General features: G+C 68.4%; 10 protein-coding genes. 3 read left to right on the forward strand and 7 right to left on the reverse strand.

All coding sequences use genetic code 11. The features are described 5' to 3' along the window. Positions 1 to 251: 251 nt before the first annotated feature. The 7 genes from AAHM44_RS14805 to AAHM44_RS14835 form a co-directional block, all read right to left on the reverse strand. The gene (locus tag AAHM44_RS14805; RefSeq protein ID WP_342250462.1) at positions 252 to 1,493 is read right to left on the reverse strand and encodes a dicarboxylate/amino acid:cation symporter; all 1,242 of its coding nucleotides are present in this window, start codon (positions 1,491 to 1,493) and stop codon (positions 252 to 254) included. Continuing rightward, on the reverse strand, positions 1,493 to 3,058 hold the full coding sequence (locus tag AAHM44_RS14810; RefSeq protein WP_342250463.1) for an N-acyl-D-amino-acid deacylase family protein: 1,566 nt from the start codon (positions 3,056 to 3,058) through the stop codon (positions 1,493 to 1,495). The genes AAHM44_RS14805 and AAHM44_RS14810 overlap by 1 nt, the downstream gene beginning before the upstream one ends. After that, on the reverse strand, positions 3,055 to 4,044 hold the full coding sequence (gene dgcA / locus AAHM44_RS14815) for an N-acetyl-D-Glu racemase DgcA (protein ID WP_342250464.1): 990 nt from the start codon (positions 4,042 to 4,044) through the stop codon (positions 3,055 to 3,057). Before dgcA ends, AAHM44_RS14810 begins: the two co-directional genes overlap by 4 nt. Beyond that, positions 4,002 to 5,036 carry an N-acetyltransferase DgcN gene (gene dgcN, locus AAHM44_RS14820; RefSeq protein WP_342250465.1) on the reverse strand — a complete coding sequence of 345 codons (1,035 nt, stop codon included), beginning with the start codon at positions 5,034 to 5,036 and terminating at the stop codon, positions 4,002 to 4,004. Before dgcN ends, dgcA begins: the two co-directional genes overlap by 43 nt. Positions 5,037 to 5,130: 94 nt before the next feature. Continuing rightward, the gene (locus tag AAHM44_RS14825; protein WP_269576198.1) at positions 5,131 to 6,012 is read right to left on the reverse strand and encodes a LysR family transcriptional regulator; all 882 of its coding nucleotides are present in this window, start codon (positions 6,010 to 6,012) and stop codon (positions 5,131 to 5,133) included. A gap of 70 nt (positions 6,013 to 6,082) precedes the next feature. Further along, positions 6,083 to 6,775: a UTRA domain-containing protein gene (locus AAHM44_RS14830; protein ID WP_269576199.1), complete on the reverse strand. Its 693-nt coding sequence runs from the start codon at positions 6,773 to 6,775 to the stop codon at positions 6,083 to 6,085. Continuing rightward, on the reverse strand, positions 6,772 to 8,112 hold the full coding sequence (locus AAHM44_RS14835; protein ID WP_342250466.1) for a formimidoylglutamate deiminase: 1,341 nt from the start codon (positions 8,110 to 8,112) through the stop codon (positions 6,772 to 6,774). The genes AAHM44_RS14830 and AAHM44_RS14835 overlap by 4 nt, the downstream gene beginning before the upstream one ends. Positions 8,113 to 8,171: 59 nt before the next feature. On the opposite strand from AAHM44_RS14835, the gene hutI reads away from it, so the two are divergent. From hutI to hutG, 3 genes are all read left to right on the forward strand, one after another. Continuing rightward, positions 8,172 to 9,365, forward strand: a complete 1,194-nt coding sequence (gene hutI / locus AAHM44_RS14840) for an imidazolonepropionase (RefSeq protein WP_342250467.1) — start codon at positions 8,172 to 8,174, stop codon at positions 9,363 to 9,365. Continuing rightward, positions 9,362 to 10,891: a histidine ammonia-lyase gene (gene hutH / locus AAHM44_RS14845; RefSeq protein ID WP_342250468.1), complete on the forward strand. Its 1,530-nt coding sequence runs from the start codon at positions 9,362 to 9,364 to the stop codon at positions 10,889 to 10,891. The genes hutI and hutH overlap by 4 nt, the downstream gene beginning before the upstream one ends. Further along, positions 10,888 to 11,654, forward strand: a 767-nt coding sequence (hutG, locus tag AAHM44_RS14850) for an N-formylglutamate deformylase (RefSeq protein ID WP_342250469.1), incomplete at its 3' end; no start/stop codon positions are given. The genes hutH and hutG, both read left to right, overlap by 4 nt.

Here is an 11,654-nt window from a genome sequence, read left to right on the forward strand (position 1 = left end):
CAATGTAGGATTTCGCCTGCTCGGCTCCCACAGCCGGGGTTACCTCCAGCCGCTCTTTGACCCCGCAGGAAAAATAGGATCACGCGCACGCAACAATGTTGCGAGATGCGGCGCATACCCGAGGAAACAGGGAAAATTTCGGGCCGGAAAACCCGCTCTTGGCCTGTCCTTCGTGTACTTTGACGGGTCGCACCCGCATCCCGTGTAGGACCGCCGTCCTCCCCGCCCGCGCGGGAATGACGATAAAAGGCTCAGGCCATATCGGGCGCGCGATAGACCTCTTCGTCCAGCTCCCCTTCCCAGCGCGCGACCAGCGTCGCGACGGTCAGGTTCGCCGAGGCGCTCGGCACGGTGCGGGTCATGTCGAGCAGCCGGTCGAACGGCAGCACGAAGCCGACCACGAGCGCAGTCTGTTCCGGCGAGACGCCCACCGCGCTCAGCACCGCCGCCAGCATGAACAGCGAGGCCGAGGGCACCGGCGCGGTGCCGAACGCCGCCAGCGCGCCGGTCAGCAGCACGGTGGCATAGACGGTCGGGGTCAGGTGAACGCCGAATGCCTGGAGCGCGAACATGCTCAGCAGGCCGACATACATCGCCGTGCCGTCCTTGCCGATGCTCGCGCCAAGCGGCAGCACGGTCGAGAAGACCGGGCGGCCGATGCCGAGATTCTGCTCGGAGACGCGCATCGCCACCGGCAACGTCGCGCCGCTGGACGCCGTCGAGAAGGCCACCGCCAGCGCATCCACGATGCCGCGGAAGAAGGGCAGTAGCGGCAGTTTCGCGACGAAGCGCAGCAGCAGGCTGTGCACCACCAGCATCTGGATCAGCGAGCCGAGCACCACCGCCAGCGCCAGCCAGCCGACATGGACGAACACCGCCGCGCCATTGGCGGCCACCGCATTGGCGATCAGCGCGAACACGCCGAAGGGCGTCGCTTCCATGACGATACCGACGACGCGGAGCAGCACTGCGGACGTCGATTGCAGCAGATTGGCGAAGGGCTTGCCGGGCTCGCCGGCCACCACGGTGCCGCAGCCGATCAGGATCGAAGTGAAGATCAGCGCCAGCATATCGCCCTTGGCCAACGCGTCGAAGATGTTGGTGGGGATGATGTTGATCAGCTGCTCATAGGGCGTAACCGGCTTGCCGAGTACATGTGCCTCGGCCGTACCGAGCGGCGCGCCCACGCCCGGCTGGACGATCGCGGCGACCAGCATGCCGACCGAGACGGCGATGAAGGTGGTCAGTGCGAACATGCCCACCGTCCGCCCGCCCAGGCTCCCCAGCCGCTTCGGATCGGCGAGCGAGGTGATGCCCGAGGCGATGGTGACCAGCACGATCGGCGCGACCAGCATGCGGATCGCCCGGACGAACAGGTCGCCGATGAACTGGAGATAGGGAGCCCCCTGCGGCAGCACCAGCGCGAAGACCACGCCGAGGACGAGAAAGGCGAGGACGCGCTTCCACAGCGCCGTGCCGAACCACCAGGCCATCAGTTGCAGCTCCCCGCGCTCGGCTTGTGGGCAATGGAACGTCCGGCCGCCTTGCCGGTCATCGCCCCCTTGTCGACCGCGACCACGCCGTTGACCACCACGGTCCGCACACCGGCCGCGAGCAGCGCCGGCTGCTCATAAGTGGCGCGCGATGCATAGGTCCTGGGATCGAACACCACGACATCGGCATAGGCGCCGCCGCGCAGATGCCCGCGCCCGGTGAGCCCGAAGGTGTCGGCGGTCAGCGACGAGCTGCGCTCGATGAACTGGCGCAGCGTGATGACATGGTCGGTCTTGACGTACTTGTCGTACTTGCGGGCGAACGAGCCATAGACGCGCGGATGGCCGCCCGAGGCATCCGACCCGGTCATCACCCAGGGCTGCTGCATGAAGGCGGCGATATCGGCCTCGCTCTGGTTGAACGAGACGGTGCCGGGATCACCGATGCGGATCACCGCGATCGCGGCATCGACCGGCGCCAGGTTCATTTCCTTGGCGACTGCATCGAGATAGCGGTTCTTGTACTTGCCCTCGACGATCAGCAGCTTGTCCGCCCCGCCGCGCTTGCGGAGGTTCTCGACCATGCCGGCATGCATCTTCTCGGCAAGCGACGGATCGTCGAAGCGCTTGAGCAACGCCGGACGGCCGCCATCCTGCGCCCAGAGCGGCACCAGCGAAGCGACCAGGCTCGTGCCCGATGCCGACCAGGGATACTGGTTCGCCGTCACCTTCTCGCCGCGGGCACGCGCCGCGTTGATCGTCGCGATGATCTTCGGCGCGTCGCCCTGCACGTCGACGCCGAGCGCCTTGATATGGCTGATATGCGCGGGCAGCCCGCCCTCGCGGCCGATGCGGATCGCTTCGTCGATCGCCGCGACCAGGCCAACAGTGTAGCTGCTCTCGTCGCGGATATGGCTGTCATAGCTGCCGCCGCGCTTGCCGGCTTCCTTGGCCAGCTCGATGACTTCCTCGGTCTTGGCGAAGCTCTGCGGCGCGTAGAACAGACCAGTCGAGAGACCAAGCGCGCCCTGGCACATCGCCGAGGCGACCAGCCCCTTCATCCTGGCCAGCTCTTCCGGCGTCGGTGCGCGATTGTCCTCGCCCACCACCTTCTCGCGGATCGCACCGAAGCCGACCCAGGCGGCATAGTTGATGCCCACCGGCCTGGCCTTGGCGCTGCCCAACACCCTGGCGACATCGGGATCGCCCCCGCCGTCATTGCCGATGAAGGCGGTGGTGACGCCCTGCATCAGAAAGGCCGGGACCAGCCGCTTGGCCTGGTCGTCCGAGGCGAGATCGCCGCCCATATGGGTGTGCGGATCGATGAAGCCGGGCGCAACGATCATGCCCTTGGCATCGATGATCCGCGTGGCGATGACGTTCGCGTGCTTGCTCACCGAGACGATCGCATCGCCCCGGATCGCCACGTCCCCGACGAACGGCGCATCCGAGCCGGTGTAGATCGTGCCGCCCCGGATCAGCAGGTCGACCTTCTGCGGCGGGAGCGGCGCGGCGGCGGCTCCCAATGAGACAGCGGCAATACCCAGCAGCAGCGCGACCTTCATGGCGTTCCCCAAAATCCTTTGACGGGCGGATAGAGCGTGCCGTCCCGATCCTCGACGCCGCCCGGATGATCCTTGGCGAGCCAGAGGGGACCGTCAAGGTCGGCGAAATCGGACATGCGGGCGATGTGCAGCGCCGCGGCGATCGACAGCGACGAGCTGACCATGCAGCCGGTCATCAGCCCCAGCCCCCGCGCACGGGCAGCCTGGGCGAGGCGCAGCCCCTCGGTGAGGCCGCCCGACTTGTCGAGCTTGACGTTCACCACCTCATAGCGGCGCGCGACCAGGTCCAGCTCCGTGCTGGTGTGGATCGATTCATCCGCAGCGATCGGCACGCGGTGCTGGAACGTCTCGAGGCAGGCATCGATCTCGGCGGAGACGGGCTGCTCGAGCAGATCAACCCGCAGCTCCGCCAGCACCGGCTGCATCGCCTCGACCAGCCGGGCGTCCCAGCTCTCATTGGGGTCGACGATCAGCTTCGAATCGGGCGCGGCGTTGCGGACCGCGCGAATCTGCGCATCGGGCAGGCGCCCATCGACCTTTACCTTGAGCAAAGGCGCGGCAGCGGCACGGCGCGCGGCGACGCCCATCATCATCGGCGTGTCGATCACGATGGTGAGCGCGCTGGCCAGCGGCCCCGGCTCGGGCGCACCGATCAGCTCGGCAACGCTCCTGCCCGCCTCCCGCGCCTCAAGATCCCACAGCGCGCAGTCCACTGCATTGCGGGCGGCGCCGGCCGGCAGCAGCGACAGCAGCTCCTCGCGCCCCGCGCCGGCCTCGATCGCCGGGCGGATGCCCTCGATCGCCTCCAGAGCGCTCTCGACGCTCTCGCCATATCGGGCATAGGGCACGCCCTCGCCCCGCCCTTCCAGCGCCCCCGCGCGGATCGTGACCGTGACCATATCGGCCTCGGTCTTCACCCCGCGCGAGATGCGGAAAGGCCTGGTCAGGAGGAAGCGGTCGTGACGGGCCGCGAGACTTCGGTGCATAGCAACTCGTCGATGATCGCCTCGACCCCGAAGGCGATCGGATCGGTGCAGGGAAGTCCAAGCTCGGCCTCGATCCGCCGGCACAAAGCCTCGGCCTCGACCTTCTCCATGCGGGAAGTGTTGAGGCAGACGCCGACGGCGCGAACGTTCGGGCTGGTCAGGCGCGCAGTCTGGAGGTTGGCCTCCAGGCACTCCTTCAGCCCCGGCAGCGCACGGCCCGGAATGCCGCGCATATGGCTGCGGCTCGGATCGTGGCAGAGGATCAGCGCCTCGGGCTGGGCGCCGTGGAGCAGGCCGGTCGAGACGCCGGCGAAGCTCGGGTGGAACAGCGAGCCCTGGCCCTCGATCACGTCCCAGCCGCCATCGGTGCGCTCGGGCGCCAGCGCCTCGATCCCGCCCGAGATGAAATCGGCGACGACAGCGTCGATCGGCACGCCCGAGCCGGCAATCAGGATGCCGGTCTGGCCCGTCGCGCGGAAATCGGCCTTCTCGCCCCGCGCCTTGAGCGCATCGGCGATGGCGATCGTGGTGTACATCTTGCCGACCGAGCAATCGGTGCCGACGGTGAGGATGCGGCGGCCGGCGCGGGCATAGCCATTGCCCACCTTCATATCCGCCGGCGGATCGCGCACGTCGAACAGCTGCAGGTTCTTCTCCCGGGCCAGCGCGGCCAGCTCGGACACGTCGCGCAGCCGCTGGTGGAGACCGGCGGCGATGTTCATGCCCGCATTGAGCGCGGCCATCGCATCACCGACCAGGTCACCGCCCATGACGCCGCCCGAATTGGCGATGCCGAGCACGAGCGTCTTCGCCCCCGCCGCAGCGCCTTCTTCGATGGTCATGCGCGGCAGGCCGAGCGTGAGGGTGGAATCGTCGTGGCGGAACTCACCCACGCAATCCGGCCGCCGGAATTCGGCGAGGCCGCGCGAGGTCTTGATGCCTACGAAGTCGGTGCTGTGACCGAGGTAAAGGAGGTAAGGTGCCGGTATCATTGGGTGATAACGCTATCGCTCCGCATCCGGCACCGCGCATAGCGAGTCGGCGCCTCGGCATAGCCAGCCGTTATGGCAGCCTAAGGGCTTGCCCTTAGGCGTCGATCACCTTGGCCAGCGTCTTGAGGAAATCGGTGGCCAGCGCCGTCGGCGGGCGGTTGAGCAGGAACATCGCATGGACGTCGAAAGTGAGCTGGGGCTTGAGCGGCCGCATCGACAGGCCGGGGACGAGCGAGGCCTGGGCGGTGAAGCTGTCGACCACCGTCATGCCCACACCCTGCGCGACCAGCGCGGTGGCGATGTAGAAGGTTCGCGCCGAGATCACCTCGTCGAGATCAAGCTCGAGCCGCGCGCATTCCTGGCTGAACAGCTGGCCGATCGGGCCCGAATTGGCGAGGCTGATGAACGGGCGGCCACGGAGCCGCTCCAGCTCGATGCGCGGCGGCGCGTCGGGCATGTCCTCCTCGCGGTAGAGCACCACCAGTTCACCCTCGCCCAGCCAGCGATGGCCGATCGGCGCGGCGTGCGGCACTTCATACGCGATCGCGACATCGGTCTCGCGCTCGTAGAGCTTGCGGAGAAGGTCGTCGTGATGGACGGTCTGCAGGTCGAAGCGCACGCCCTCATGGTTGCGCATGAAGCGCGACACCGCGGTGGGCAGCGCGTTGAGCGCCAGGCTGGGCAGCGCCGAGACCTTGAGCATGCCGCCCGCACCACGCTTCAGGTTCCGCCCCGCTTCACGCAGCGCATAGACGCGGTCCTGGATCTCCGAGACTTCGGTGAACAGCGTGTGCGCGTCCTCGGTGGGGACGAGCCGGCCATTGGTGCGGTGGAAGAGCTGGAAGCCGAGCAGACTCTCGGCATGCCGCAGCATCTTCGACACCGAAGGCTGCGAGACGTTGAGCGCGCGCGCCGCCCCGCTCACCGAGCCGTTGACATATACCGCGTGAAAGATCTCGATGTGGCGCAAGTTCATTGCGCGCAAACTATAGTGGTTTGGGAAAAGGGAAAGGCCCCGCTGCCTCCCCTCCCTGGAAGGGTGAATTTCAGCCCCCCGGCGTGAACTCCGCGACCAGGTCGTAGCGATCGCCCGGGAAGGTCTGGCGAACGAAGGTCACCGCTCTGCCCGTGCGCCAGGTCCAGCGCTCCACCTGCAGGCAGGCGCTATGCGTATCGAGCTTGAGCCGCTTTGCCAGCGCGCCGCCCGCGGAGACGGCGCGGATGCGGTGGCGCGCGTCGGTCCAGGGTACGTGGTGGAGCAGCCAGGAGCCCGGCGCCTCGGTTTCGAAGGTATCGGCGCGCGGCACCGGCACCGTGTCGAGCGCGATCAGCCGGCGTTCGAGCGCGAAGGGCTGGCCACCGGCGAAATGCACGCCCTCGATCAGCAGGGCCGGCGCCGGGATGCCGGAGACTTCGATGTCGGGATCGCGATTGACCACACGGCAGGTGTCAAGCTCCCAGCCATAGGCTTCGCCGCGCGCTTCGATCAGCTGGGCGAGATCGGGCACCTCGAGCACCGCGGCATGGACCTTGGGCTGGGCGACGAACGAGCCGACCTTGCGGCGGCGCTCGATCAGCCCGGCATGGGCGAGCCGCTCCAGCGCCTTGCTCACCGTGGCGCGGGCACAGCCATAATGGGCGACCAGTTCATGCTCGAACGGGATGCGATCGCCGGGACGCAGCTCGCCCGAGCGGATGCGATCCTCGATGTCCGAGCGGATGCGTTCCTGGAGCGTCACCCGAGCAGGCGCTCCAGGGTTTTATAATAATGATTAGCAATAACCTCGCTCGCGCGATGCCTGCCGCGAACGACTTGCAGCTGGCCGGCACGCCAGACGCAGTCGATCGCGCCGGCGCGGCCGGCGAAGATCCAGCGATCGAGGAAGGTGCTGGCGGTGGCGCCGGCGAAGCTCGGATGGTCCATGTTCAGGCTCAGGATATCGGCAGGCGCGCCGTGCGCAATCCCGGTTGCGACGCCCAGCGCCTGGCCGGCGCCGGTAAGCGCCGCGTTGAACAGGGTTTCGCCGACCGAAGCGCCTTCGGGCGAGAGGATCGCGCGGCGGCGCAGTGAAAGGCGCTGCGAATATTCGATTGAGCGGAGTTCGTACGCGGCGTCGATCTGGATGTTGGAATCGGTGCCGGTGGCGATGCGCCCGCCGGCGGCCAGATAGCGCTCGGCCGGGAAGATGCCGTCGCCGAGGTTGGCTTCGGTGACCGGGCACAGGCCGGCGACCGCGCCGGAGCCGGCGAGGCGATCGGTCTCGGAGTCATTGAGGTGCGTGGCGTGGATCAGCGTCCAGCGCGAATCGACCCCGGCATTGTGGAGCAGCCACTCGACGGGGCGCGCGCCGCTCCACTGCTCGCACGCCTCGACTTCCTTGACCTGCTCGGCGGCGTGGATGTGGATCGGGCCGTCGGTCAGCGCGGTGACCGCGGCCAGTTCCTCGGGCGTGACCGCGCGCAGCGAATGCGGTGCGACGCCGAGCACGGCATCGGCGGGGAGCTTTGCGCGGCTCGCCTCGACCAGCCGGGCGAAGCTGTCGATATCCGAGAGGAAGCGGCGCTGGCCGGGCTTGGGCAGGCGGCCGCCGAAATCGCTGTGCGCGTAGAAGACGGGAAGCAGGGTCAGGCCGATGCCGGTCTGCTCGGCGGCGCTAATGATTGCCGCTGCCGTCTCGGCCGGGTCGGCATAGCGGCCACCGTCCACGTCGTTGTGGAGATAATGGAACTCGCCGACACGAGTATAGCCGGTCTCGAGCATCTCGACATAGGCCTGGGCCGTGATCGCGGCGATGTCGTCGGGCGTGAGCCGGTCGAGGAACCGGTACATGATCTCCCGCCAGCTCCAGAAATCATCGTCGGGCCGGCCGCGACGCTCGCTCAGCCCGGCCATACCGCGCTGGAAGCCGTGGCTGTGGACATTGCCGAGGCCGGGAATCGCGACGCGGTGGCGCTCGGCATCGGGCGCGGGATCGCTGCCGGCAAGGACGTCGGCGATCCGCCCTTCGGCGATGCGCAGCGTGACCCGCTCGGCCCAGCCGGTGGGGAGCAACGCGGTTTCGAACCAGAGATTCATCCAGGGCCTCCTGCGCATTATGTCTAGACATAACTCAAGCCACAGGCAAGGATGCGCGCATGGATCGACTCTGGACCAACGCACGGATCGCGACGATGGCGGGGCCTGGCCTCGGCATGATCGAGCATGGCGCGGTCGCGGCCCGGGGCGGGCGGATCGCCTGGGTCGGCCCCGTGGGCGAGGCGCCGGCCGCGGCCGAGACGATCGACTGCGAGGGCCGCTGGATCACCCCGGGCCTGGTCGATTGCCACACCCACCTCATCCATGGCGGCGACCGCGCGCACGAGTTCGAACTGCGCCTGCAGGGCGCCAGCTATGAGGAGATCGCCCGCGCCGGCGGCGGGATCGTCTCGACGATGCGCGCCACCCGCAAAGCCGGCGAGGCCGAACTCGTCGCCAGCGCCCTGCCACGGCTCGACGCGCTGATCGCCGAGGGCGCAACCACGGTCGAGGTGAAGTCGGGCTATGGCCTGTCGCTGGACGACGAGCTGAAGATGCTGCGCGCTGCCCAGGCACTGGGTCGCGAACGCCCGGTGCGGATCGCGACGACCTTCCTCGGCGCGCATGCCCTGCCGCCCGAATATGCCGACGACCGCGCCGGCTATATCGATCTCATCTGCGAAGAGATGATCCCGGCACTGGGCAGTCTGGCCGATGCGGTGGACGCGTTCTGCGAGGGGATCGGCTTCACCCCCGACGAAACCCGGCGCGTGTTCGAGACCGCAAAGGCGCACGGCCTGCGCGTGAAGCTCCACGCCGAGCAGCTCTCCAACCAGCATGGCGCGGCGCTGGCGGCTTCATACAGCGCGCTTTCGGCCGATCATCTCGAATATCTCGATGAGGCCGGTATCGCGGCGATGGCGAAGTCCGGCACGGTCGCGACATTGCTTCCCGGCGCCTATTACTTCGTCCGCGAGACAAAGCTGCCGCCGATCCAGGCGCTGCGCGACGCCGGCGTGACGATTGCACTGGCGACCGACTGCAATCCGGGCACCTCGCCGCTCACCAGCCTGCTGCTCGTCATGAACATGGGCGCGACGCTGTTCCGCCTCACTGTCGAGGAATGCCTGGCCGGTGTCACCCGCGAGGCGGCACGGGCGCTGGGGCTGCAAACCGAAATCGGCACGATCGAACCCGGCAAGTTCTGTGACCTCGCGATCTGGGACATCGAGCGGCCGGCCGAGCTTGTCTATCGCATGGGGCTGAACCCGCTCCATGCCCGAGTCTTCAAAGGTATCTGGAAGGGTGTATGACCGAAATCCTGCTGATCCCCGGCGACGTGCAGCTGGCCGAGTGGCGCGCGATCTGGCGCGGCGCGGTGCCGAGGCTCGACCCCGCCAGCGCGCCGCGCATCGCCGAGAGCGCGGCCGCGGTCGCCCGCATCCTCGCGCATGGCGCGCCGGTCTATGGGATCAACACCGGCTTCGGAAAGCTCGCCAGCGTCAAGATCGAAGCCGAGGACCTCGCCACGCTCCAGCGCAATATCGTGCTGAGCCACGCCGCCGGCATCGGCGCGCCCTCCCCCGCCCCGATCGTGCGGCTGATGATGGCACTCAAGCTCGCCAGCCTCGCCCAGGGTGCCTCGGGCGTGCAGCCCCCCACCGTCGCGCTGCTCGAGGCGATGCTCGCCAAGGGCCTCACCCCTGTGGTGCCGAGCCAGGGATCGGTCGGCGCCAGCGGCGACCTCGCCCCGCTTTCGCACATGGCCGCGACGATGATCGGCGTCGGCTCGATCGAAATCGATGGCCGCGTGCTCACCGCCGAGCAGGCGCTGGCCGAAGCAGGCCTCGCCCCGGTGACGCTCGGCCCCAAGGAGGGCCTGGCCCTTCTCAACGGCACCCAATTCTCCACCGCCAATGCGCTTGCCGGCCTGTTCGAGACCGAGACGCTGTTCCAGGCGGCGCTGGTCACCGGCGCGCTCTCGACTGAGGCGGCCAAGGGCACCGATGCGCCCTTCGATCCACGCATCCACCAGCTGCGCCGCCATCCCGGCCAGATCGCCGTGGGCGAGACGCTGCGCACGCTGATGGCCGGCTCCGCGATCCGCGCCTCGCACCGCGACGACGATCCGCGCGTGCAGGATCCCTATTGCCTGCGCTGCCAGCCGCAGGTGATGGGCGCGGTGCTCGACCTGCTCCGCCAAGCCGGCACCACGCTCGAGACCGAGGCGAACGGCGTCAGCGACAATCCGCTGATCTTCCCCGAGACCGACGAAGCGCTGTCCGGCGGCAATTTCCACGCCGAGCCCGTCGCCTTCGCCGCGGACATGATCGCGCTGGCGATCTGCGAGATCGGCTCGATCGCCGAGCGCCGCATCGCGATGCTGGTCGACCCCGCGCTCTCCAACCTGCCCGCCTTCCTGACTCCCCAGCCCGGGCTCAACTCGGGCTTCATGATCCCCCAGGTGACCGCTGCCGCTCTCGTCTCCGAGAACAAGCAGCGCGCCACGCCGGCGAGCGTCGATTCGATCCCGACCTCGGCCAATCAGGAAGACCATGTCTCGATGGCCGCGCACGGTGCCCGGCGCCTGCTCGACATGGCGGCGAACTGTGCCGGGGTGATCGGCATCGAGCTGCTCGCTGCCGCGCAGGGCTGCGACTTCCATGCCGGCCTCACCTCCTCGGAAGCGCTGGAACGCGTCCGCGCCCGGCTGCGCAGCGAGGTGCCAACGCTCGACCATGACCGGCATTTCCACCCCGACATCGAAGCCGCCACCGCACTGGTCCGCGCCGGCGCGGTCGCCAAGGCAGCGGCGATCGCGCTGCCGGGGGTCGCATGAGTTGGCTGCAAGTCCGTCGCGGCGAGGCGCCGCTGATCGTCGCCTTTCCGCACACCGGCACCGACCTTGCCGATGTCGAGGCGCAGTTCGTCTCGCCCTGGCTGGCGCGCAAGGACGCGGATTGGTGGATCGACCAGCTCTATGACTTCGCCGCCGGACTGGGTGCGACGACAATCCGCACCACGCTCTCCCGCAGCGTGATCGACGTGAACCGTGATCCCTCGGGCGCCTCGCTCTATCCGGGCATGGCGACGACCGAGCTTTGCCCCACCACGACCTTCGACAACGAACCGCTCTATCGGGACGGCAATCCCGGTACGGACGAGATTGCCCGGCGCCGCGCTGCGTATTTCGATCCCTATCATGCCGCGATCGAAGCGGAGATCGCTCGCCTACGCGCAACCCACCCCGGGATCGTCCTCTACGACGCCCATTCGATCCGCAGCCATGTCCCGCGCCTGTTCGACGGCGAGCTGCCCCAGTTCAACATCGGCACCAATGGCGGCACCACCTGCGCGCCGGCTCTGCGCGAAGCCGTTGAAGCCGCGTGCGCAGCAACACCGTGGAGCCAGGTGACCGACGGCCGCTTCCGCGGGGGCTGGACCACCCGCCACTATGGCCGGCCCGAACAGGGGGTCCACGCGATCCAGATGGAGCTGGCCTGCCGCGGCTATATCGACGAGCCCGCCCGCTTCGACGAATCGCACTGGCCGACGCCCTATGACCAGTCCCGGGGGGGGGCGGGGGGGGGGGGGCGGCGGGC

Source organism: Sphingomonas sp. OTU376 (genome assembly GCF_038440415.1).
GTDB lineage: Bacteria > Pseudomonadota > Alphaproteobacteria > Sphingomonadales > Sphingomonadaceae > Sphingomonas > Sphingomonas kyeonggiensis_A.